This window comes from Vibrio barjaei (genome assembly GCF_001639065.2).
GTDB lineage: Bacteria > Pseudomonadota > Gammaproteobacteria > Enterobacterales > Vibrionaceae > Vibrio > Vibrio barjaei.
The window spans coordinates 41017-64016 of sequence record NZ_LQXO02000022.1 but is presented as its reverse complement, the minus strand read 5'-3'; the positions used below and the strand labels follow the sequence as shown (position 1 = coordinate 64016).

Genomic DNA, 23000 nt, shown 5'->3' with positions numbered 1-23000 from the left:
TACCTAAAACTAATTAAATGATAATTAATAATAGGTTACGCCACAGATTTTAGTAGCTTAACTGGTCCACATACTGAGAAATATCCACATCATCAATTTGCTTGTCATCAATATGCGCCTGCGCATAATCACGATAGACGCCTGACGTTAAAAACAGTTTGAACAAAGCTGGGTCTAGATGTCCGTCCTTTACCATAAAACTCATGATCTTAATGGCTTCAGAAAGCATCTTGGCCTTCTTGTATGGTCGGTCACAGCTTGTTAGTGCCTCGAAAACATCAGCGATCGCCATGGCTCGAGCAGGAAGCGGAAGTTCGCTGACCTTCAAACCCAATGGATACCCGGTCCCGTCAACTTTCTCATGATGACTGCCTGCTAAAAGGGGCACGTTTTTCATATGTCTTGGGAATGGCAAGCTCTCTAGCATTCGGAGTGTCTCTATCATATGGCTGTTTATGATGTAGCGCTCTTCTGGGTTCAACGTGCCTTTGCGAATCGATAAGTTGTACATCTCACCTTGGTTATTTTGATGCTCACCAGCCTTTAAAACAAAACGTTCTTCCCGCAGAGGCTCTTTTTCCCATGCAACCAAGTGCGATTCATTATCTGCCAACAAGGGAACACGTTGACCTTCAACAAACGAATTGTCCGAGTAACGAGCGAGCTCCTCCCATGAAAGGCCTAATCTCGGGTCAATCGTGCTCTGCCATGTTCTTTGAGCAATGGTTTCTAAACGTGTCACTTTGTCGTCATCTAAAAACTCAGAGCCCAGATTGATTTCGGCAATCAGTGCAAATTCCTTATCTAACTCTTCCTGAGCCAAGCGAATCGCTTCCAGGTCCTGTTTATCTAACTGACCACTAGATTTAGCTCGATAAATGTTAAGTTCCGCGTCGCGCTTTAGTACCTCAAAGCGAGTCCTGACTTCATGAATTCGATTGTAGATGGTCTCCAGTTTGGTGGACTTATCGATAATATGCTCTGGTGTGGTCACTTTCCCGCAGTCATGTAGCCAAGAAGCAATATGCAGCTCTTCCCACTGCTCTTTGTTCATTGAAAAATCAGCGAAAGCGCCTTGAGTGGAGTCCTGAGCGGCTTGAGTCAGCATTTCAGTCAACACAGGAACACGCTGGCAATGGTTACCGGTATAAGGCGATTTGGTATCAATAGCTCCTGCCATCACTTGAATAAAAGAGTCCAATAGCGCTCTTTGATCAGCCAACATGGTTTGAGTTTCAATGGTAACAGAGGCATACGCTGCCAAAGTCTCTAGATACTCTTTATTGTCCATTAATACTTGAGACTCATGTTCTTCATCAAATCCTAAGCCCAAACCACCAATTACTTTTTTGCTACGGTCCATCAAGGGGATAAATAACAAGTTGTCGGTTTCATTTTCCTTAATGACAAAAGGTCTGGCCTCGTAGTACTTAGAGTAAATAGGCTGTTTCTGATTAAAAAACACCTCAACATCTTCAGCCAACCTAGGTTCATCAAGAGGAAGCCGCTGCTGTGTTGTAACATCAATGACGCCTTTGGTTCTGAGCTTAATAAACTTAGGGTCGAGATACTTCTCATCTTTACTCAATAAGTACAAATACGTGCTGTTCGCGCTCGTTGCATCTGCGGTTTCGACACAAACTAACTCAAGTATTCGTTCCAGATCATTCTCTTTTGCCATTGAGTTAGTCAATGATAGAAAACGCTTTATCGTCGACTGCATCACCGTCAATGAATCCGACATAGCTTTGATTTCAGTGACTCGAGAATGCTCCTGATTATCATCGTCAAAGTTAAAATGTTGTATAGCTCGTGCTTTCTGAGTGGCCTGGCGAATTGGCCGAGCGAGCCACTGAGAAAGATAGTAGATACAAGGCAATGCGATTAGCAACGCGATAAATGAACCTATTAGCGAACGTTTCGCCACAATATTGGCATCTTTTAAGAGCTGCTCTGACTTTACTGCCATCACTAAGTTAAAAAGCTGATCACGGGTCCCTCGAAGCTTATCAACTTTAACAACCCATTTTTCTCCTTGATAGTTAATCTCCTTCGCTTCAGTTCCAAACTCCACGACACTTGATGTATTAGAAATCAAAGGGTGGCTAATCTCTCCCAACTTTAGTGGCGTTGACTGCCTCAGGGCATCCCTTACTTCAAATAATTCCGGCTGACTATAAGCGTAGACATTGAATTCATCGTCATAGAGAACGCGCATAGCATCTCGGTTCTCATCACTGTCACGTAAGACTTGAGACACCTGATCAAGCAAGATATCAGCGCCAAATACCGTACCATTCGCGGCCCTTCTGTGAATTGTGACACCTGTTCTAGACAAAATTGACATGAAGTACGGTTTTGATACCTGAGCAGTTACTGATGATGAACTGCGATACCAACGCATGGAGCGAGGGTCATGCATGAAATTCTCCCTTGTTTGGGACTTTAATAGACCTAAATGCGCACTGTACGTTCGTATGGAAAGTAGATTGGTTACGACATCATAATTAAGCGCCGCATATTCTGCGTTTGGACCAATGCCCAAATGCGCTCTCATTCTATCATCTGCCAACCTGACAACCGCTAGCCATTCACCGTCAGGAAAAGCAGCTTTGAGTGAGAAAATATGTTTATTTGCGCGAAGCTGTGCAGCAAGTTCAGGGACAAAGCTAAAACGGAGGTCTGGGTTCACCTCACGAACTAATTCGCCAGCGGAATAAGCATCAACAATGTTAAAAGCTGGACCAAAATGAAATGACATCTTACTTCTAGTTTCACCAGCTATACGTTCAAACAAATTTTCATTCGCATTAAGCAGTACTTTAGTCAAACTGGTCTGCGTAATCCATATCTGCACCCCACAGATGACCAACACCAAGACTACAAAAATAGTGGAAATGTGTAGATGGAGAGGTAAAGAAAACTTATTGTTGTTTTTTTCGTTGCTAGGCATAGTTGATAACGCTTTGAATTGGCACAGTGTAAGACTAGTCGAGATAATAGTGCTCGAGAAGTCAAACGATGACATATTAATCCAAAAAAAGCCCCACTCATACAAGCGGGGCCACACTACCAAAGGAAAATAGGTATTTAATTAAAAGTGCTAGCGATTATTAAAATGCGAAGCTGAAACCTAGGTTGTAATCATCGCCGTTCTTCGCAGTGAACTCTTTATCTTCACTGCTTGCTCTAGGACGTCCTTTCTCATCTCCTTTTACGAGACTGACCCAATGTCGAATACCTGCAGCATGACACTTGTCCGTTTTACCAAAGGTAGTACAAGTCTCTAATTGAATATCTTCGATTTCCACAAGCTCTAGATTACCCGTTCCTTTACGCTTGCCCATCATCACTTCTACGTGCGTTCCGCTCTCATCACGGAATAAAATCGCTTCAGGAGAACATTTATCCCCCGCATAAGCCACAAAGTGTTTTGCACGCTTTAACCCCGTATGCTCACCATTTTTAAAATAAGCTTGCACGTGACGATAGTCGATTTCGTAACTCACTACTTCTTCGTGTGAGCCATTCTCTAGTGGAAACAAAGTATCAAGCAGTTGTTTCGCCATCTTTTGTTTCTCTATTTGCTCATCGGCTTTCACCATTTCCACGGCAAAGACAGCTTCTGCGATAAACGTTGAGTGGTTTTTATGTAGTTCTGTTTTATCGAATGTCAGCATGTTCATAGTCTTTCCCTCATACGGCCTTTTGTTCTATTTAGAGCAAATATCCTAAACAAGTGTTTAAATTTATATTCGTTTTGTGATTTGTATACTTTGTAGACTAGCTTGTTTTTGACTACAATTTCACAACAAAAATTTTACAATGTGAATTTTACAAAATGCCTCTGTCAAAAAGTCTAATCCGTCAGTCCCATTTTTTGGGCACTAAGGTAAGAAACCTTAGAAAACGTAACCATTTAACAATGGAAGACCTCTCTGCGCGTTGTATTCGCATCAACCCAGAGTACGCTCCTTCCGTCTCGTATTTATCGATGATTGAGCGAGGAAAACGCGTCCCAAGTATCGATATGCTTGAAGTTATCGCCGAAGTTTTCCAGAAAGATCCGGCTTGGTTCTTAGATAATGAGCCTGAGCAGGAAGAAATTACCCCGGTTAAAGGTAATCGCGGAGGCATCAGTGGCATGGCTTTAGAGCCAAGCTTTTTGTTTTCAAACGACATACTGCAAATTGCCATTCCGGAAATGCTGTCGCAAACCGGAATCACCGGAAGACAATTCGCACATCTTTTAATCCGCGCTCACCAAGAAAGTCTGCAAAACCACTTTCCTGATCTGGAACGAGCAGCTGAAGAAGTGGGACTGAAGCGCTTAAACCTATCTGTAGAAGATTTGATCGATATTGCTGGCGATTTAGGTTTAAGAGTTCAATGGGTCAATCGAACACCAAAAGATGTGGTGGATGAGTTAGGAATTAACGCCAAGCAACTCGTTACCTCGTTTTTTGAGCCTCCGGGTACCATCTACCTCAACGAAATACTCAAAGCATACCCAACAAGGCTTAAATATGATCTCGCAGTTTATATCGGACACCGAATTCTGCACAGTGAAGAAGGGCTGAAGAGCGTCCTCAGTGTCGGTCACCACAATAGCTGGGAAGACTCTGCAGCAAACCAGTCAACATCTGCTTTGAACTCACAAGATATTTTGCAAGCATGGCGAGATTTTGAGTCCAGCTTTTTCGCCGGTGCCCTACTTTGCCCTAAAGTCCCATTTAGGCAACTACTAGACAGAAGTGGTTATGAAATCGATGTTCACAAACGTGCAGGCGTATCTCCGTCTGTCGCCATGCGTCGTATGACCGTGGTATCTCCCTATCCACATTGGCACTATTTCGACGCCTACGGGCCTGGAAAGCTCAAAGCCGTCTACCGAGGAAACGGTATTCCGCTGCCATGGGGAAACATGCGGATGGTGAACGACCCGTGTCAACACTGGGCGGTATTTAGGCGCTTATCTGAACCTCAAAACGGCTCTTCTGCACAAATCTCTATTCTTAATGTGGGTGATGAACCTCGTATTTATTGCTGTGAATCCATCAACATGACCGACCCGGCTGGAAATAATCGAGTACTCTGCGCGGGTATTGATCTAAATCCTGCGATAGATGCTCAAGGCGGCAACGCATTGGAGATAGCTAGTGAACTAAAACGATCATGTGTCGAAGGGGGTGGCAGTGTCAGCATTCCTCGTTCTATCAAAAAGGATCTGCAAACAGTGGCTAAAATCCTCAATATCAATTGGGTTGAACGAGGTATTGAAGGCGATGCACGGTTAATTTGTTCGAGAGGAGCAGCATGTCCGAGAAAACCAAGCTGTTATGAAGGTTGTGCTGAAAGTAAGGGAGTTGAACTAGGCGATATTGTGTAAGCCTTAGTGATTTAGCTCTTAGCCTAGAAACAAAAAAAGCCAGCCACCAAATAGTGTGACTGGCTATATACAAGTGTGAACAATAGAGGTTCACTAACAACGTCAGTTGGCTAGGTGACCCTCGGCTTAAAAAGGGTCGTTCTAAATAATGCATCAAGCGTGCCAACTTTTTAAATCGTTGTTTTCAGATAATTCTGGTCAGATAAGTATCGATTTCATGTAAACCATACTCATATAGTATTTTCATTTTGCAAAAACAGATGCATTTTGCAATTAGTCCTTCTCTATATTTGCAAAAACGCAATAAAAAAACCATAGCAATATGAAATCAGTATCTAAGCAACCTGATATTTATAAAACAGCACCAATAGATAACAGACTAAATACCCTACAATGCTCCAACATTTTAGGTTCTCTGTTGTGTTAGAGCTTAATTCCTTCAAGCTCCAGCAGCTTTCTTTTTCGTTCAACTCCGCCAGCATAGCCTGTCAATGTACCACTTTTCCCAATTACGCGATGACAAGGAACGATAACTGAGATGGGGTTTTTTCCATTTGCAGCTCCAACGGCTCTTACGGCTTTAGGTTTGCCGATTCGATTCGCTAACTCTTGGTAACTTATCGACTCTCCGAAAGGGATATCACACAATGCTCGCCAAACAAGCTTTTGAAAATCAGTTCCTTCAGCTGCTAAGGGGAGATCAAATGACTGTACCTTGCCTTCAAAGTAACAAGAGAGCTGTTTAGAAGCTTCAGCCAAAATTGGATGCTCGGGAGCTAGTGAGCCCAGAACATCGGGCAATGTAGTATGCTCTTCAAACCAAAGCCCTAGCAGACCATCATCGTTCGCTTGAATAGTGACATCCCCAAGTGGGCTTGGTGTTATTAGGTAGTAGTTCATGAAAAATGACTCCAACAATGTAATGTAGCGTAGCTTCCCCAAGGTGACACATTCGCAGCGTTCAATTGTGGATGCTCAGCAAGGTATTTTTTAACGATCAAATCTGTATCAAGAAACAAGTTGGGCTCGGAGGCTCCCCTCATCTTTGCATAACTAATGGTCCATGGACCTATGCCTTTTAGAGCCAGCCAGTTATTTGGTGTGTCCTCGGGCGAATTGGTAATATGATGAGCCAACCGGGCTAATGTCTCTTTTCGACTGTTTGGCATTTTAAGAAAACTAAGGTCGGAACGGGCGACGATATCCGCACTAGGAAAAACTCGCTGCCCAGATACCGTATGATCCAAAGTGTCAGTCAGCAAGTTAAGCTGCCCTATAGCTGCTTTTACCGAAACCTGCTGCCCAACTACAGCTCGAACACCCGCTTCCCAAGTCGACCACACACCAGGAAGCCGCAGCCCTGATTTAATAACTAATTGGTCGTCGTACTTCGATAGCAACTCTTCAATCAAAGCCACATCGGTGTTTAAATCGAAGACTCTTTTTATATTGCTCATCAACCAAGACAGTTTTGTGACATCTTCCAATTCAAATTCCACTTTGATTGTTTGCTTGCCCTCCACATCAGCGTGTAACTTGAACCAAGCTAAACTACCATCAATCTCCACATAACGAGCGTAGCTGTATTGCGTCACTTCTTCTACGCCTTCTATTGCTCTTAAACGATAAAAATCGAGTAACGACTCCCAGTGATATTGACCTCGGTAAGCTAAATGAATCACATTGCGACCGCTGTCATCTTGCCTTGCATGGTGACGCCTCATTTCTGAAGGCGTCAATTTAAGATACTTCTTAAAGGCATCATTGAATCGTCGAGTACTATTAAAACCGCTGGCAAAACCAACATCAGTTATTGATAGTGAACTGTTGTGAAGCAGTTGTTTGGCAAACATTAATTGATGATATTGAGCATACACCTTGGGTGACATACCCAGGTGGTTTTGAAATAGTTGTCTTAAGTATCGACTGGTAACGCCGAGCCTATCTGACAACGTTTCCAAATTGGAGTGCTGTAACGCCCCCTGCTCGATCAAACTTAATGCTCGTCGAAAACTGGTTTCTTTACCAAGCCAGGCCCACGAATTAGGCGCACTATCCGGACGACAGCGCAAACAAGGTCGATATCCTGCCTGCAACGCTACAGGCGCCGTAGAGAAATACTCAACATTCTCCTCTCGTGGCAAGTTTGCTGGACAAATAGGGCGGCAAAAAATGCCCGTTGTCTTCACTGCCACAAAAAATACGCCATCAAACCTTGGATCCCTTGAGAATCGGGCAACAGAACATTGCTCTCTACTAAGTGACTCCATACCTGCCTCTAACCTTGCCTACTCTATCGCCAGTGTAACGCACATTTTGCATCTTACTAGCCACTTTCGGAACTCAAGGGCGACATGAAATCTTCATCAAACCATCACACAATATTAAAAAAACCAAGTAAAAGTAGCGTCTAACCAATGAGTTAATGAACAAACCAAAAAACGTTGAAAAAATCGATGGGTAGAATTTCAAAAACCTTACATCCTCTGTCTATACTGAGGCTGAATTCGATGATTAACGTCATTTTATGAGGGTGGCTATGTCAAATGTAGATTTTCGTCTTGGAAAGAGACCTTTTTACGATAACAAGCGGTTTCGACGTGGATTTGCTAAATCTGGCGATTTTACTTTAGCTGAAGAAGATATCTTGATTCGCTTTGGAGATACGATGAGTTTGCTAGAAAGTGGCGAGCTATCTCCGGAATCGGATTCAGAAAAACACTTTCTAGAAGTGCTCCAAGACGAAAGTCATGCAGAGAGCAAACTAGAAAAAACATGGTTGAAATACATACACCTTGCACGCGATAGGAAAAGGTTTCATGCATTAAATGGTAAGAAACCTGAGCCAGAGACAATCAATGAAGATGTGGACTATGACGATTCAGATGTGCTCAGTGATGACATAACTGATGAGAATATAGATTCTGACAACTAGTTTTACAGGGAAACCAAGGCTCTCCAGCTTGTCGTAAATATATGTGATAGCTTATACAACTAGCTGTCACATATAGCTTTTAAACCTATTTCTCGATCTCAACCTCAGCTTTTTCTATCACCTTTGTTATTTATTTTTTGCTTATATACTCTATTGTTAATAAAGTAAATTATAAAAATATTCGTGGAAGAGCATGCTTACTGAATTAGACGAAGTATATGAGGTGCTTTCTTGTTTACCTGACCCTGTCTTCATAATAAGTGAAGAAGGAGAATATGTTGATTTTCTTGGCGGGACTGATACTCAGTCGTATCATGACGGCAGTGTACTGATTGGGCAAACTCTGCACTCGGTAATGCCTTCCGAGCAAGCCGACTGGTATATCAGTCAAATCATCACATCACTCGATAATAATCAGGTCATGACTGTCGAATATGATCTATGCGTTGAAGATCTTAACGGCATTGACCCCAAATCGGGTCCAGCAGGCACATTAAGGTTTGAGGGCAAGATCTTTCCGCTTTCTTTTACCTGTAAAAACCAAAGGGTAGTTTGTTGGCTCACTCGAAACATATCGAAGCGCCATCGCCTTGAACTAAAGCTCCGTAAACAGAGTGAATCCGATCCACTCACACAAATAGCTAATCGCCGCTATTTTTTCTCCACATTAGCAACCATAACTAAAAGCACGACCCCACACTGTTTATTGTTGATGGATATTGATTACTTCAAAAAGGTCAACGATACCTATGGACACCTAGCTGGGGATAACACGCTAAAAGAAGTGGTTGCTCGAATACAAGATATCATTCGGCCTGATGATACTTTCGCCCGAGTAGGTGGCGAAGAGTTCGCACTGCTTCTACCTGATATTGAAGAGCACACGGCTTACGAGATTGCGGAACGCATTCGCTGTACCATAGCCGATACTCCTTTCCACTATGAACAGCAGACCTTTTCGATAACATTGAGCGTTGGCATAACCCAAGCTCGCTATCAAGAGCAAAACAATCATATTTTTTCAAGAGCGGATGACGCGTTGTACATTGCAAAGAGCCGAGGTAGAAATCAAAGTATGGTATTAAGTTAGCCGATCAGAACAGAGTACTCGGCCACTAAAAAAGCGGCCACTTGACCGCTTTGACTTTACCTTACGAAATTTCCTGACAGGTTACCTGTTGCTATTCACTAATACGTAAGTCGGCCCCGCATTATCAGCGGTAATCAGTTGCAACTCAGAGGTGTTTGCCCCTGCTCCTTGATATTGATTAAAGCCATTTTCCAAGGACATGTTTGGAAGTGTTAGCGAATAATTCTCTAACTGATCTTGTCCAACTACAGTCGGAGTGTAAAACTCGTTATGGTAACTGGCATCAACAAGAGGAAACTGCTCTGTCGCTCGTACACTCACAAACTCTGGGTTTTGTGAATTATCGACAACATTGTTGTTAAAACGGATATCAACACCAGCGAAAATATTGTCTACTTCTGCATTGTTGAATAGGCTAACGCGGTGAGATTGATTACCGTACACAATGCCCCACTCGGTATCAACAAATGTGTTGTTCTCTATGTCGATGTTCTTAGGCGTCCATTGCTTGTATAGCTCTTTCCCTTTTACTGACTGGTCAAGCTGCTCGCCGTTTTTTGCGTCGATAATCCCTGTATTAATGACAATACCACCTCTAAGATCAGCGTTACCTTCAATGTGGCATTAGTTTCTGTGTTCGCGACAGCAGCGGTAAGCGCAGCTTCTTTGGATATACGTACCGAGTACAAGCACACAAACGAGCAACACGCGACGCGCATCAAAATGGGTGACAGTATCGGTAACTTTTACTATAGCGGTGAGTTAAAGTTCAAAGGAGAAGATGGCGCGTTTCTTAAAGACTTGCAAAATAACGGTTGGGAGCTTGATTTAGGTTATCGTTTTAAGATTAACGACAACTGGACTATTCAACCGGTATGCCTATAGAAGCTCGTTCGGCGGGTATGACTTACAAACCACAGCTCCGCGTGACGTACGCACTGGATAGTGTTGAAGGGCTCAGCTTGAGTGGTCGTTATCGTTATGACATTCGTCAAAACAACGGTGAAGACGCACAGAATGAACGTCGTCACCGTCTAACGGCTAACATCAACTATTCAGTAAACGAGTGGCGCTTTGGGCTTGAAGGCAACTATTATAAAGCAGCAACAGATGGTTACATCTTGTACAACGGCAAAGACACAAACTACGAGCTAAACGCCACAGCACGTCGTAGCTTCGGCCAATGGGCACCGTACGTTGAGTTTGGTGATGTGAACGTCGATTCTGTTACAGATCGCCGCGAACTACTTAGCCGCCTGGGTGTCACATACAGTTTCTAAGATGTAATTCAGGAATCAGTAGAAAGAGGTGTCTTGATAGACACCTCTTTTTTACCCATTTATTGGCTTAGTCGGTACAATTTTCCAATACAAGGGTGCTGTTTATTGAACAGTCGAGTCGACTGAGCCAAAAATAGCTCTGCGGTTGCAATAGCATCAATTAAGGCCTCATGTCCATTATACTCAGGTAGCCCGTATCGCTTCCTAGTCTCAGACAGACGAACGTCGATATCGGCATCTTTATTCACCGCTAAAGCCATCGACTTCTCGATAGCTAGTGTATCCAACCACATCACCGGCAAATCTGACACCCCATACTTCTGAGTCAAATATTCATCAACAAATGCCGCTTCAATCATCGAACCGTGTGCAATCAATATTTTGTTTTTTGCTGCTTGAAATAACTGTGTCATCGCAGCATCTAACGAGACTCCATCTTGCAACATTTCAGGCATGATATGGTTTATAACCGCGGTTTCAGCCTTAACCTCACTTGGCGACTCAATAAACAGCTGTTTTGCACTGGCAACATTGATCGTAAAGTTGGCAATCTCTACCCAACCTAAACTAAGAATTGTATTGGTATCGGCATCTAAACCAGTCGTTTCAAAATCCAGCACTAAGTACTCGACTTCTGTCGCCAATGCCTCCATTCTCAGCGGCTGCTCACTTAACAAGTTTCTCAGCTCATTGGGTATCTTTTGATTGGCTAGATATCGCTGTCTTTGCTTGAGATAATGGTTATAAACGTGAAATTGATTCATCACGCTTTTCAAAACACCAGCCACTAGTTACAACCTCCCACCGAACCGAAGTTTAACCGCATCTTGCAACGTAGAAATGATCCTAAATGCATCTTTCAAATTGCCACGCTCAAAGCTGCCAAATGAATCGGGATTGATGTGATTATCCGGCTGCTCACCTCGCTTTAGTGCTTGTAGCTGATGATGCTGTCTAAACATAAGAATGTAGTGGTAAGCGTTGATAATGTTTTTATATGAGTCATCACTTAACATGCCTTGTTCATTGGCTTGAGTAAATCGTTCGTCGGTATTCGACGAGTCGCACTCTACCGCAAGACCATAAATACGCGCTAAATCTATAATGAGGTTTATCGCGTACTTTTTTATATTCAACGTTTTCTTGTTCTCGCCTGTTTTTTCAAGCACTAGGCTATTAAAAACACCAAGAGGAGGTGACGTATTTATAGCGTCTCGGGTCAAGATCCCTAAAAACTCACGGTTGTTACGAATATTGGAGTGCAGTTCATCGCGCAACATATCGGCATAGCTCGCTTCACCATAAACGCAGCGAATTTCCAAGAACACGCTGATATTGAGCAGTCTTTCGTACTCTGGGTTCGATACCCACTTTTTATAGTAGTGTTTCCAGGTCGACAATGGCTGACACCATTTAGGAGTTGCTGCCATAAACTTACCCGGACACAAGGGATATCCGCACGCAGCGAGCCCATTTGAGACATACTGCGATAAGTGCCGGAAGTAGACTTTGTCATTCTCGGTCGCCTCATCACTAAGAATGAGTGCATTGTCTTGATCTGAAAGCATGTGAACTTCATTTCGAGCATGAGAGCCTGCAACTATCCACGAGAACTGACATGGTGGTTCCCCCAGTTTATCAATCGCAATTTGAATAATTCGACGATTGTAGGCATCCATAATCATCGACATTACGCGACCTATGGTCTCGGGAGCGACATTTCCTTCCACTAGAGCTTCAAATATAGCCTGACGTTCGGTGGTGAAACTCGCCATATTACGAACGCTGGTGGCATATTTGATTTTTTCAATAAGAAATATCGCCTGCATACGATGATTCTGCACCAAATGAGAAGTGGTCAGCAGGCCTACTACTTTACCCTCAGAAACAACGGGTAAACCCCGAACATTATGTTGCATCATCAATGATGCGGCATGCAAAACCAGATCGTTGGGGCTGACTGTCAGTGGATTAGGCGTCATCACATCCCTAATCGGAGCACTGTTATCATGGCCTTCTGCGATGACTCGTTTGGTCATATCACGATCCGTCATCAGGCCAACTAACTTGCCGTTGTCACACACCACCGCGGTTGAAGATCGTTTAACCACTCGCATTTCGTGTGCAACATCTTTAATCGACATAGAAGCATCAACAATCGCAATGACTCCACTCGCCACGTCAGACACCTTTTTAATAAACAGACCTTTTTCTTTATTCGACCAAACAACATCTAGTGCAGATTTAAGGCGAACTTGCGCTTGAGAAGCAAAGTGTTCCGCGTACTCTGGATTACGTTTAAAGATAGTTTCAAGCGTAGAATGAGGGATTAAATACAGAAGCGTATTTTCGATGGCAACCGCTTGATAGCCCGCCTTTTTAGAAACTTGATCATCGAGAAAAGTAAAGCCAAACAAATCTTCACTTCCCAGTCTTGCGCGAAGAACGCCATCAGGTTTGCGTTGCTCCATAGAGCCAGTTCGAATGACATATAAAAACTTCTGTTGGCTTTTCGGCAAACTCTCCCCTTCTCCGCTAAGCCCAGATTGCCCGTTACAAGGGTCAATCACCTCTCCTTTACCCAAATAGGTGATTTTTATTTCCGCAGCGACCTTACGAACCAGCTCTTTGGGAAGTTTATCGAACGGATCAACGCTACATAGAAATTGCGTGATATTGGGTAGAAGTGCGTGAGGCATGTGAATTTTCCAACTTTATTTTGTATTATTATATCAGCAGAAGTTTCGCAATGGTGTACTTTAGATACAAAAAAGGCAGCTTATATGCTGCCTTTTTCTTCAAATTGTTAACAAGCGCGCTCACCTCTTGGTGTTAGCTTGCTACAGGAAGCCTGTGGTTTTCTTCGCGTAAATGGTTCGCTGACGCTTCACGAGCCTTGTCACTATCCCCTGCCATAATCGCTTCGTAAATAGCTCGGTGTTCGTTGATACACGTTGAGCCGCCGTCTGAAGAGAACTGGATAAAGTTAACGAACATAGTAGTAAGAATATTGCCGAATGGGAGATAAAAGTCATTACCAGTCGCATTAAAAATCAGACTGTGGAAACGAGTATCAACATCTAACCATTTAGACTGCTCGAAGTTTTCTTCTTTAGACACTTCTACCATTTCTTGGAAAGTCGCAGACAGCTCAATACGTTGCTCTGCAGACGCGAACTTAGCTGCTAACGCACATGCTTCTGGTTCAATAGCCCGGCGCAGCCCTAGGAACTGGCCGCAAAACTGTTCTACATCATTAAGGCCATCCATCCACTCGATTAGCTGTGGATCGAGAAAGTTCCAATACGCACGATCAACAACACGTGTACCAATTTTAGGTCGAGATTCAAGTAAGCCTTTTGACGTCAATAGCTTAACTGCTTCACGAAGTGCAGTACGGCTGATACCAAATTGTTCACACAACGCCATTTCACCTGGAATAATTGATCCTTCCGGCAAATCACCAGAGAGAACACCTCGAGCAATTTCACGAGCGACCTGTACGTGGATACTGCGCTTTGAACCCGTAATAGAATTAAACTTACCTGACATATCTTTATCGCTTACTTAAAGTGTTTATGTATTATTTTAGCAGCTATTCTATCACTAAACTTCCTAGAATAGATGTGATACATCGCATTTATTCAGTGTAAATGTCTTACATTTTGCCCCAACTAACCACTCTGTTACCTAATAACCGGCTAATTTACGTGTTAACTATCACATAATCCGAGTCTCATGCCCAGTTTGCGACCTAGAATTGTTTTTTTACTATTTTGTCCATTGACGCAATTAAGTGATATTGTATTACTATATAGTTATCACACAAACACACGTGAATTTAATTGACGTGTGAACCTAACAACCAACAAGGTCAGAACTATGGCTACGTTCCATACCGTGGCAGACTCTAGTAGAAGAATTCACGTTCAAGTGGCAAAAGAAATCGCCAGCAAAATCCTTACTGGTGAATTAGAAGAAGGTGAAAAATTGCCGAGCGAGTTAGAACTTTGCGAGAAGTTTGGCATCAGCCGCACTGCGCTTCGTGAGTCCATTAAACTGCTTTCTGCCAAAGGCTTAATCGAGTCAAAACCTAAAGTCGGAACTAATGTGACAGCTCGTCACCATTGGCACTTTCTGGATCCTCAATTCCTTGACTGGGTAAAAGACACCGATAATGTCCAACGCTTCCTCACCCAATTTTTGGGACTTCGCATGGCGATTGAACCAGAAGCCTGCTCCATGGCAGCAAGAAATGCCTCTATCGAGCATCGTAAGGCGCTATCTGTCTGTTTTCAAAACATGAAACAGGCCGCGTTTAGTCACGACTACACGGCGTGGACACACAACGATCACGCCTTTCACAAAACAATATTCTTAGCGACAGCTAATCCGTTTTACGTCCCTTTTGCCAATATTCTGGAATCGCTTTTCAAGACATTCATCGATGAAGCAGCCGTGGGTGGGCGATTCTGTATTGAAGAGCATAGGGGTATTTACGACGCGATTATGACTGGCGATGCACACTCTGCAAAAGTCGCATCGCGCCAATTATTAGATGATCACAACCAAAGACTTGCCCTTTTAGAGGCGGTTTAAACCTTATTTAGAGGAAACAGCAATGTTCGTATACAACAAAGATGTAGCATTAGAAGATCAAGGTGGTGGCCTACGCCGCAAAGTGTTGGCACATTGTGAAAACATGATGACTGTCGAAGTACATTTCGAAGATGGAACGGTTGCACCAATGCACAACCACCCTCACGAGCAAATTACCTATGTTGTCTCTGGTGAATTTGAATTCACGGTAGGTGAAGAGACAAAAATCGTCAAAGCTGGTGATACCATTTATAAAGTGCCAAACATTATGCACGGCTGTAAGTGCTTAAAAGCAGGTATCTTAATTGATAACTTTACCCCAATGCGTAAAGACTTCGTTTAAACGCTAACGCAATGGGCAGTAGAGACTCTCTTAACTACCCATTGCGCCTCTCCAAGTTGCCTTTCTTCGCAACTCTCTTGCGTCATTATTCTTTAATAGTTCGTGCTCTAAATATTTATTGAACTAAGTCAGCCTACTCAATATGGTTTTTCCGCCGAACCGAAATTCCAAACCTTTCACTCCCAGACAAATTACAAGCCAAAACAATCATTTTAAATCAATAAATTAGACACCAACAAATCAACTATACAACTTGGTTTAGCACTTTTATTGACCTGTCTCTTTGGTACCGAATGATAGACCCACTCTTTAGTTGTGTTAAAAAATGTTTACTTACTGGTTACAAAAAAAGAGAAATTTAATTTGAACTCAAACCTTTTTTCAGGCATTTTATATTTAACTGAACGTTCAATAAAAAATAAAAGGGAGTTCAAATGCCGAAGGTTGGCATGCCATTAGTCAGGAAACCACAGCTAGTTCAAGCAGCCATGTCTGTTATAGATCGTGTGGGCTTGCACGCCGCGAGTATCTCGTTAATTGCCAAGGAAGCCGGCGTCTCTACAGGTATCATCAACCACTATTTTGGTGGTAAACACGGCCTTCTTGAAGAGACCATGCGAGAGATCCTAAGGCAGCTTTCTAAAACAGTGACCTCTCACCTGAGTCAAATCCCCAAAACAGAACACGTTAAACGTATCAATGCCATTATTGACGCCAATTTCGTAGGATTTCAGGCAGAAAATAAAGTGGCGAAAACTTGGTTAGCGTTTTGGTCTTATTCAATGCACGACGCCCAGTTGAAGCGCCTACAACGTGTCAATGAAAAACGCCTGTTATCGCACCTTAAGATTGAACTCAACACCTTGCTCACACCGGAACAAGCCGATGTCGTTGCTAACGGTATCGCTGCGCTTATCGATGGAATTTGGCTAAGAGGCACCTTGACCCCAGAAGGTATTGACGCTGAAAAGGCCCGTTTCATCATCAACGATTATCTCGATAAGCAACTCACTTTTTACTCATTAAAATAATCATAAGTCAGACTTTCAAATGGATATGAAAACACTCTATATCGACGGCCAACTTCAACAAGGCTCATCCGACGAATACTTTACTACCTATAATCCAGCTAACGGTGAACCCTTAGCTGAAATCGTCCAAGCAAATTCTGAGGACGTAGCGTTTGCTATTGAATCTGCTAAAAAAGGCTTCGCCATTTGGTCTGCGATGAGCCCCATTGAACGCAGTCGAATTCTTCTCAAGGCAGTGGCATTGCTGCGCGAACGCAATTCTGAACTCGCTGCTCTCGAAGTTACTGACACCGGAAAACCACTACAAGAAGCCCTTGAAGTGGATATTGCCACTGGTGCCGATGTCATTGAATACTACGCTGGTCTCGCTCCAGCATTGCAAGGTGAGCAACAACCACTTAGCGAGAATCAGTTTTTCTACACCAGACGTGAACCTTTAGGCATCTGCGCGGGAATTGGCGCCTGGAACTACCCGATTCAAATTGCTATGTGGAAGTCTGCACCGGCACTTGCTGCGGGTAATGCCATGATTTTCAAGCCTTCTGAAGAAACGCCTCTAAGCGCACTGAAGCTTGCGGAAATCTATAGTGAAGCGGGAGTACCAGATGGTGTGTTTAATGTTATTCAAGGTGATCATCGGGTTGGTCAGATGCTGACAGCACATTCTGATATTGCCAAAGTTTCCTTTACCGGTGAATCAGGTACAGGGAAGAAAGTCATGGCAGATAGTGCTCAAACCCTTAAACACGTCACCATGGAGCTTGGCGGTAAGTCGCCAATGATCATCTTTGAAGACGCCAAACTGGATGATGCGGTGTCCGCTGCTATGGTCGCGAATTTCTATACCCAAGGCGAGGTCTGCACTAACGGTACCCGTGTCTTTGTACATGAGTCTTTATACTCAGCATTCATTGAGCAGTTGAAATTCCGCACCGAAAAACTGATCGTTGGCGACCCGATGGACAGCCAAACTCAAGTTGGTGCTCTCATTTCAAAAGCACATTTATCTAAGGTTTTAGACGCCATTGAAAGCGCTAAGCAAAGTGGTGCAACCTTGCTGACTGGTGGTTATCAGGCTACTGAAAATGGATTAGACAAAGGTAACTTCGTCGTTCCAACTGTCTTCGTCGATTGTGACGACAGCATGCCGCATGTGCAGCAGGAGATTTTCGGACCTGTAATGTCAGTGCTTACTTTCAATGACGAACAAGACGTTATTGCTCGCGCTAACGACACCGATTATGGGTTGGCCGCAGGGCTTTTCACTCAAGATTTATCACGAGCACATCGCGTTATTCATCAAATGCAAGCCGGTATTTGCTGGGTTAACACATGGGGTGATTCTCCAGCCGAAATGCCTGTAGGCGGATACAAACATTCCGGTATTGGGCGTGAAAATGGCCCTGAGACTCTAAGGCATTACACCCAAACCAAGAGTGTTTTAATCGAGCTTGGCGAATACGTCAGCCCTTACGCCTAACGATTAGTTTACGGAGACAGATTATGGAACAACGCTACGATTATATTATCGTCGGCGCGGGTTCGGCCGGCTGTGTTTTGGCGGACCGACTAACAGAAAGCGGTGAACACTCTGTATTGCTATTAGAAGCAGGTGGCAGCGATAAAAGTATTTTTATTCAGATGCCAACGGCCCTTTCTTACCCAATGAACACCGAAAAATACGCTTGGCAATTTGAAACCACTGAAGAGGCGGGGCTAGATGGACGCAAGCTACATTGCCCTCGCGGTAAAGTGCTTGGCGGTAGCTCATCCATTAACGGAATGGTGTATGTTCGCGGGCATGCTTGTGATTTCGACCAATGGGAACAACAAGGTGCAAAAGGTTGGAACTACCAAACTTGTTTACCCTATTTCCGCCGTGCAGAGTCGTGGGATGGTGGCAGCGATGATTATCGTGGTGGTGACGGCCCAGTTGGCACCTGCAATGGCAATAACATGACTCGCAATCCGCTCTACCAAGCCTTTATAGATGCTGGCAAAGAAGCGGGTTACCCAGAAACTCAAGACTATAACGGTTACCAGCAAGAAGGCTTTGGCCCAATGCATATGACCGTAGATAAAGGGGTCAGAGCCTCTACATCAAATGCCTATTTAAGACGTGCCGTCAAACGACCTAATCTCACGCTGATCAAAGGTGTCGTGGTTCATAAAGTCCTATTGGAAAATAAGCAAGCTGTCGGCGTTCAGTATGAAAAGTCTGGTATTGTCGTCGATGCCAAAGTAAACAAAGAGGTCATTTCTAGTGCTGGTTCTATCGGTTCAGTGCAGCTCTTGCAGCTTTCCGGAATTGGCCCTAAAAAGGTGTTGGAGCGCGCAGGCGTTACTGTAGAACACGATCTCGCTGGTGTAGGTGTTAATCTTCAAGACCACCTTGAAGTGTATTTCCAATACCACTGCTCTCAGCCAATCACGCTAAACAGCAAACTCGGTTTGGTGAGCAAAGGGCTTATTGGCGCAGAATGGATTCTTACTCGCAAAGGCTTAGGTGCGACCAATCACTTTGAATCTTGCGCGTTTATTCGTTCCCGGAAAGGACTGAAGTGGCCCAACATTCAATACCATTTTCTTCCGGCTGCCATGCGCTATGACGGACAAGCGGCGTTTGATGGGCATGGTTTCCAAGTGCATGTGGGGCCTAATAAACCCGAGAGCCGTGGCACTGTGGAGATTCGTTCGGCAAATCCGCATGACAAGCCATTAATTGAGTTCAATTACATCTCGACCAAGCAAGATCGCCAAGATTGGCGAGACTGTATTCGCCTGACTCGTGAGATTCTAAATCAGCCCGCAATGGACGCTTTCCGCGGTGATGAGATTCAACCTGGGCTCCATATTCAAAGCGACGACGCTATCGATGAGTGGGTAAAGCAGAACGTAGAAAGCGCATATCACCCGTCTTGCAGCTGCAAAATGGGGGCCGATAATGACCCACTAGCCGTGCTCGACGAGCAGTGCCGCGTTCGCGGTATCAAGGCACTACGCGTGGTCGATTCTTCCATTTTCCCAACGATTCCAAACGGTAACCTTAACGGTCCAACCATCATGGTTGCCGAGCGCGCTGCCGACATCATCTTGGGTAAGCCTCTTCAACAAGACAAACAACCTGTTTGGCTCGCACCGAACTGGGAACAAACACAACGAATAGGCTCTCCATTGAGAGAGCTGGACTAAGTCAGCCAAAAATAAAAAGGAAATAGCATGTCAACGATGACAAAAACACTCTCAGCACTCGCTCTTAGTAGTCTGGCGATGAACGCCTATGCCAACCAATGTGAAACGGTACGTTTCGCCGATGTTGGTTGGACAGACATCACTGCAACCACTGCGGTCACAACGGAACTACTAAAAGGCATGGGTTATAAAACCAAAACCGATCTTCTGTCAGTACCTGTCACTTACTCTTCAATGGCGAACGGTGATATCGATATCTTCCTTGGCAACTGGATGCCTACGATGGAGGGAGATATCGCTAGATATCGTGAAGCCAAAACTGTAGAAACCGTTCGTGCCAATCTAGAAGGTGCTAAGTACACCCTAGCCGTGCCTAAGTACGTGTATGACGCCGGCGTAAAAAGCTTTGCAGATTTAGCCAAACATGCCGACAAATTCCGCGACCGTATTTACGGCATTGAACCAGGCAACGATGGTAACCGCCTTATTCAATCCATGATCGACAGTGACGCTTTCGGCCTTAAGGACTTTAACTTAGTCGAATCTAGTGAAGCGGGTATGGTGTCACAGGTTTCTCGCGCTGCACGCCGCAACCAATGGATTGTGTATTTAGGTTGGGCACCACACCCAATGAACAGCAATATCGAAATGGAGTATCTCTCTGGCGGTGACGATTACTTCGGTCCTAACTACGGCGGTGCCAACGTTTACACCAACGTGCGTGCTAACTATCTCTCTGAATGCCAAAACGTCGGGCAACTGCTGAAAAACCTAGAGTTCAGCCTTGAGATGGAAAACCAATTAATGGAAGCCATCTTAAATCAAAACGTACAACCGTCAAAAGCAGCACAGCAATGGATAAAAGCTAACCCTGAGCAAGTTGCAGCTTGGCTATCTGGCGTAAAAACTCTGTCGGGTGAAGACGCAAGCACAGCAGTGCAAAGCTACATCGCCTCAAAAGCGTAATTCGAAATGAGTGGGCATTAGCGCCCACTCAAAAACACTAAGGTTGTATTGTGAATTTTATTACTGACAACAAAATCCCTCTGGGTCAATGGATGGAAGCGGGTGTCGACTGGCTGACATTCAATGCCGCAGGTCTGTTCGACGCTATTTCTATCTTCCTTGAAACCATCATTTTGTTTGTCGTTGATGTGTTTAAATGGATGCCCCCAGCAATGCCGATCATTATGACCGCAGCTATTGCTTGGTATCTGCACCGTAGTATCCCTCTGGTACTGTTTGTCATTGGTGCTTTACTGACGATTTTGAACCTTGGCTACTGGCAAGAAATGCTAGAAACCTTTGTTTTGGTGTTTGCCGCGACAACGATTTCTGTATTAATTGGCGTACCTCTTGGCATCATGGCAGCACACCGCCCTTGGCTGTATACGTTGCTGCGCCCCATTCTCGATTTAATGCAAACCGTCCCCACCTTCGTCTATCTGATTCCAACCTTGGTTCTGTTTGGCCTCGGTATTGTTCCTGGCTTGATCTCCACCATTATTTTCGCCATCGCTGCTCCGATCAGACTGACTTACCTTGGCATCACCAAAGTGCCGGAAGAGTTGGTGGAAGCGGGCAAGGCATTTGGTGCCACACGAATGAAGCTCTTATTTAAAGTGGAACTGCCAGCAGCGATGCCCAGTATCATGGCTGGCGTGACACAATGCATCATGCTGTCTTTATCCATGGTAGTCATCGCTGCCCTCGTCGGTGCTGATGGCCTAGGTAAGCCCGTGGTTCGAGCGCTAAATACGGTCAATATTTCTCAAGGCTTCGAAGCCGGATTAGCGATTGTCTTAGTTGCCATTATCCTTGACCGACTCTGTAAATCACCGAATCAAAAGGAAGCCTAATTATGGATGCCATAACGATTAAAAACCTAGACGTAGTCTTCGGTGATAAACCGCAATTAGCGCTCGAACAACTAGACCAAGGCAAGACTCGTCAAGAAATCATCGACCAAACCTCGCAAGTCGTGGGGGTCGACAATGTGTCACTCCGTGTAAAGGAAGGTGAGATATGCGTGCTGATGGGACTATCAGGTTCAGGTAAGTCCAGCTTACTTCGCGCGGTAAACGGCTTAAACACCATCTCTCGCGGTTCACTGGAGCTCAAGAATGGTGAGGAGTATGTTGACTTAGCAACCTGTGATGATGAAACGTTGCGCCACCTACGTACTCATCGTGTTTCTATGGTATTTCAGAAATTTGCTTTGATGCCTTGGCTAAGCGTGTTGGACAACGTGGCTTTTGGACTTGAACTGCAAGGCATGTCAAAGTCTACTAGGCGAGAGAAAGCTCGTGAGCAGCTAGAACTTGTTGGCCTCTCGGAATGGGAAGATAAGTACCCGCATGAACTATCAGGTGGTATGCAGCAGCGTGTAGGACTCGCTCGTGCATTTGCCATGGATACTGACATCCTGCTGATGGACGAGCCCTTTTCTGCCCTAGACCCATTGATTCGAACTCAGCTGCAAGACGAGCTAATTCTTCTCCAAGAGAAACTCAACAAGACGATTCTATTCGTCAGTCATGATTTGGATGAGGCTCTAAAAATAGGCAACAACATTGCCATTATGGAATCCGGCAAACTAATTCAACATGCGAAGCCAGAAGAAATTATCCTCACACCAGAAAACGACTACGTCCGTGACTTTGTCGCCCACACCAACCCGCTCAACGTACTTAAAGGCCGTTCATTAATGCAGCCAGCGAGTGAGCTAAAGCAAGAACATGATCGTTTGCAGATCTGTTCCGATCAATCAGTTTGGGTCAATCAAGCAAATGGTAAGCTCAGTATTGTTAAAGACGAGGAACTAAAACTCGTCCATTGGGATGCAAGTCGGGGTGATCTGGCCCATATTGATCAAAGTACCGTCGTGGTCGCCAGTCCGGACATCGGTATGAGAGAAGCAATAGAACTTAAACAGCGTAGTGGGTTACCCATTTTGTTAGTGGAGTCTGGTAGAGTCGTTGGTATTCTCGATGACAGTGAATTTTATAACGCATTGTTAGGTAACTTTAATACTCACCAAGCAGCCTAACATGAGCAAGAAATGACGTCCTCCCTGCCGAAGCTTGAAGGAATCTCTCATTTTTATTGGCTACCACTTTGTTTTATAACCACAAAGTGGTA

The 23000-nt window shown here is 44.3% G+C and carries 18 protein-coding genes and 2 pseudogenes; 12 read left to right on the top strand and 8 right to left on the bottom strand.

Going from position 1 to position 23000, the window contains the following annotated elements; translation table 11 throughout:
* Window positions 1-49: 49 nt before the first annotated feature.
* Window positions 50-2953, bottom strand: coding sequence for an HD domain-containing phosphohydrolase (locus AWH66_RS10910; RefSeq protein WP_063603691.1), 2904 nt, complete (start codon window positions 2951-2953; stop codon window positions 50-52).
* A gap of 160 nt (window positions 2954-3113) precedes the next feature.
* Window positions 3114-3686 carry an aldolase/citrate lyase/malate synthase family protein gene (locus AWH66_RS10905; RefSeq protein WP_063602989.1) on the bottom strand — a complete coding sequence of 191 codons (573 nt, stop codon included), beginning with the start codon at window positions 3684-3686 and terminating at the stop codon, window positions 3114-3116.
* A gap of 155 nt (window positions 3687-3841) precedes the next feature.
* Here AWH66_RS10905 and AWH66_RS10900 point away from each other — a divergent pair, with 155 nt between their 5' ends.
* Window positions 3842-5389: a DUF3612 domain-containing protein gene (locus tag AWH66_RS10900; RefSeq protein ID WP_081411533.1), complete on the top strand. Its 1548-nt coding sequence runs from the start codon at window positions 3842-3844 to the stop codon at window positions 5387-5389.
* 423 nt (window positions 5390-5812) lie between these two features.
* Here the strand turns inward: AWH66_RS10900 and AWH66_RS10895 are convergent, their stop codons facing one another.
* Together AWH66_RS10895 and AWH66_RS10890 are read right to left on the bottom strand one after the other, a co-directional pair.
* On the bottom strand, window positions 5813-6289 hold the full coding sequence (locus AWH66_RS10895) for a methylated-DNA--[protein]-cysteine S-methyltransferase (protein WP_063602988.1): 477 nt from the start codon (window positions 6287-6289) through the stop codon (window positions 5813-5815).
* The gene (locus tag AWH66_RS10890; RefSeq protein ID WP_063602987.1) at window positions 6286-7659 is read right to left on the bottom strand and encodes a DNA-3-methyladenine glycosylase 2 family protein; all 1374 of its coding nucleotides are present in this window, start codon (window positions 7657-7659) and stop codon (window positions 6286-6288) included. The genes AWH66_RS10895 and AWH66_RS10890 overlap by 4 nt, the downstream gene beginning before the upstream one ends.
* Before the next feature lie 269 nt (window positions 7660-7928).
* On the opposite strand from AWH66_RS10890, the gene AWH66_RS10885 reads away from it, so the two are divergent.
* Complete coding sequence (locus tag AWH66_RS10885; RefSeq protein WP_006070279.1) at window positions 7929-8324, top strand: MaoP family protein; 396 nt, start codon at window positions 7929-7931, stop codon at window positions 8322-8324.
* Between the two features lie 193 nt (window positions 8325-8517).
* Window positions 8518-9414, top strand: a complete 897-nt coding sequence (locus tag AWH66_RS10880) for a GGDEF domain-containing protein (protein WP_063602986.1) — start codon at window positions 8518-8520, stop codon at window positions 9412-9414.
* Window positions 9415-9495: 81 nt separating this feature from the next.
* Here AWH66_RS10880 and AWH66_RS10875 read toward each other — a convergent pair.
* Window positions 9496-10032, bottom strand: a pseudogene (locus AWH66_RS10875) (alginate lyase); the annotation flags it as partial.
* Here AWH66_RS10875 and AWH66_RS10870 point away from each other — a divergent pair.
* Window positions 10015-10694 (top strand): annotated as a pseudogene (locus AWH66_RS10870) (oligogalacturonate-specific porin KdgM family protein). The pseudogenes AWH66_RS10875 and AWH66_RS10870 sit on opposite strands and share 18 nt — an antisense overlap.
* A 59-nt stretch (window positions 10695-10753) precedes the next feature.
* Here the strand turns inward: AWH66_RS10870 and AWH66_RS10865 are convergent.
* From AWH66_RS10865 to AWH66_RS10855, 3 genes are all read right to left on the bottom strand, one after another.
* Window positions 10754-11458, bottom strand: coding sequence for a 3'-5' exonuclease (locus tag AWH66_RS10865; protein ID WP_240495614.1), 705 nt, complete (start codon window positions 11456-11458; stop codon window positions 10754-10756).
* Between the two features lie 27 nt (window positions 11459-11485).
* Window positions 11486-13393, bottom strand: coding sequence for a DUF294 nucleotidyltransferase-like domain-containing protein (locus AWH66_RS10860; RefSeq protein ID WP_063602985.1), 1908 nt, complete (start codon window positions 13391-13393; stop codon window positions 11486-11488).
* A gap of 133 nt (window positions 13394-13526) precedes the next feature.
* Window positions 13527-14246: a FadR/GntR family transcriptional regulator gene (locus AWH66_RS10855; RefSeq protein WP_063602984.1), complete on the bottom strand. Its 720-nt coding sequence runs from the start codon at window positions 14244-14246 to the stop codon at window positions 13527-13529.
* Window positions 14247-14576: 330 nt separating this feature from the next.
* Here AWH66_RS10855 and AWH66_RS10850 point away from each other — a divergent pair, with 330 nt between their 5' ends.
* The 8 genes from AWH66_RS10850 to choV all read left to right on the top strand — a co-directional run bounded on the left by AWH66_RS10850 (window position 14577) and on the right by choV (window position 22908).
* A complete protein-coding gene (locus AWH66_RS10850; protein WP_063602983.1) occupies window positions 14577-15293 on the top strand; it encodes a FadR/GntR family transcriptional regulator in 717 nt (238 codons plus the stop codon).
* Window positions 15294-15315: 22 nt separating this feature from the next.
* Entirely contained in the window at window positions 15316-15636 is a 321-nt protein-coding gene (locus tag AWH66_RS10845) for a cupin domain-containing protein (RefSeq protein ID WP_063602982.1), read from the top strand.
* Between the two features lie 434 nt (window positions 15637-16070).
* Entirely contained in the window at window positions 16071-16667 is a 597-nt protein-coding gene (betI, locus tag AWH66_RS10840) for a transcriptional regulator BetI (RefSeq protein WP_063602981.1), read from the top strand.
* Window positions 16668-16686: 19 nt separating this feature from the next.
* Window positions 16687-18147, top strand: a complete 1461-nt coding sequence (gene betB, locus AWH66_RS10835; RefSeq protein ID WP_063602980.1) for a betaine-aldehyde dehydrogenase — start codon at window positions 16687-16689, stop codon at window positions 18145-18147.
* Window positions 18148-18170: 23 nt separating this feature from the next.
* Window positions 18171-19859 carry a choline dehydrogenase gene (gene betA / locus AWH66_RS10830; RefSeq protein WP_063602979.1) on the top strand — a complete coding sequence of 563 codons (1689 nt, stop codon included), beginning with the start codon at window positions 18171-18173 and terminating at the stop codon, window positions 19857-19859.
* Window positions 19860-19886: 27 nt separating this feature from the next.
* Window positions 19887-20825 carry a choline ABC transporter substrate-binding protein gene (locus tag AWH66_RS10825; protein WP_063602978.1) on the top strand — a complete coding sequence of 313 codons (939 nt, stop codon included), beginning with the start codon at window positions 19887-19889 and terminating at the stop codon, window positions 20823-20825.
* A gap of 50 nt (window positions 20826-20875) precedes the next feature.
* Window positions 20876-21718 (top strand): choline ABC transporter permease subunit, encoded by an 843-nt coding sequence (gene choW / locus AWH66_RS10820; RefSeq protein WP_006070265.1) that lies wholly within the window; start codon window positions 20876-20878, stop codon window positions 21716-21718.
* 2 nt (window positions 21719-21720) lie between these two features.
* A complete protein-coding gene (gene choV / locus AWH66_RS10815) occupies window positions 21721-22908 on the top strand; it encodes a choline ABC transporter ATP-binding protein (RefSeq protein ID WP_063602977.1) in 1188 nt (395 codons plus the stop codon).
* The last annotated feature ends 92 nt before the right edge of the window (window positions 22909-23000 follow it).

Bases quoted from the DNA above. Each gene is read 5' to 3' on its own strand.
- betI (WP_063602981.1), top strand. From the start codon at position 16,071: ATGCCGAAGGTTGGCATGCCATTAGTCAGGAAACCACAGCTAGTTCAA.
- AWH66_RS10855 (WP_063602984.1), bottom strand. From the start codon at position 14,246: ATGTCAGGTAAGTTTAATTCTATTACGGGTTCAAAGCGCAGTATCCAC.
- AWH66_RS10895 (WP_063602988.1), bottom strand. From the start codon at position 6,289: ATGAACTACTACCTAATAACACCAAGCCCACTTGGGGATGTCACTATT.
- AWH66_RS10905 (WP_063602989.1), bottom strand. From the start codon at position 3,686: ATGAACATGCTGACATTCGATAAAACAGAACTACATAAAAACCACTCA.
- AWH66_RS10885 (WP_006070279.1), top strand. From the start codon at position 7,929: ATGTCAAATGTAGATTTTCGTCTTGGAAAGAGACCTTTTTACGATAAC.
- choV (WP_063602977.1), top strand. From the start codon at position 21,721: ATGGATGCCATAACGATTAAAAACCTAGACGTAGTCTTCGGTGATAAA.
- AWH66_RS10845 (WP_063602982.1), top strand. From the start codon at position 15,316: ATGTTCGTATACAACAAAGATGTAGCATTAGAAGATCAAGGTGGTGGC.
- AWH66_RS10880 (WP_063602986.1), top strand. From the start codon at position 8,518: ATGCTTACTGAATTAGACGAAGTATATGAGGTGCTTTCTTGTTTACCT.
- AWH66_RS10825 (WP_063602978.1), top strand. From the start codon at position 19,887: ATGTCAACGATGACAAAAACACTCTCAGCACTCGCTCTTAGTAGTCTG.
- AWH66_RS10865 (WP_240495614.1), bottom strand. From the start codon at position 11,458: ATGAATCAATTTCACGTTTATAACCATTATCTCAAGCAAAGACAGCGA.
- betB (WP_063602980.1), top strand. From the start codon at position 16,687: ATGGATATGAAAACACTCTATATCGACGGCCAACTTCAACAAGGCTCA.
- betA (WP_063602979.1), top strand. From the start codon at position 18,171: ATGGAACAACGCTACGATTATATTATCGTCGGCGCGGGTTCGGCCGGC.
- AWH66_RS10900 (WP_081411533.1), top strand. From the start codon at position 3,842: ATGCCTCTGTCAAAAAGTCTAATCCGTCAGTCCCATTTTTTGGGCACT.
- AWH66_RS10850 (WP_063602983.1), top strand. From the start codon at position 14,577: ATGGCTACGTTCCATACCGTGGCAGACTCTAGTAGAAGAATTCACGTT.
- AWH66_RS10910 (WP_063603691.1), bottom strand. From the start codon at position 2,953: ATGCCTAGCAACGAAAAAAACAACAATAAGTTTTCTTTACCTCTCCAT.
- AWH66_RS10860 (WP_063602985.1), bottom strand. From the start codon at position 13,393: ATGCCTCACGCACTTCTACCCAATATCACGCAATTTCTATGTAGCGTT.
- AWH66_RS10890 (WP_063602987.1), bottom strand. From the start codon at position 7,659: ATGGAGTCACTTAGTAGAGAGCAATGTTCTGTTGCCCGATTCTCAAGG.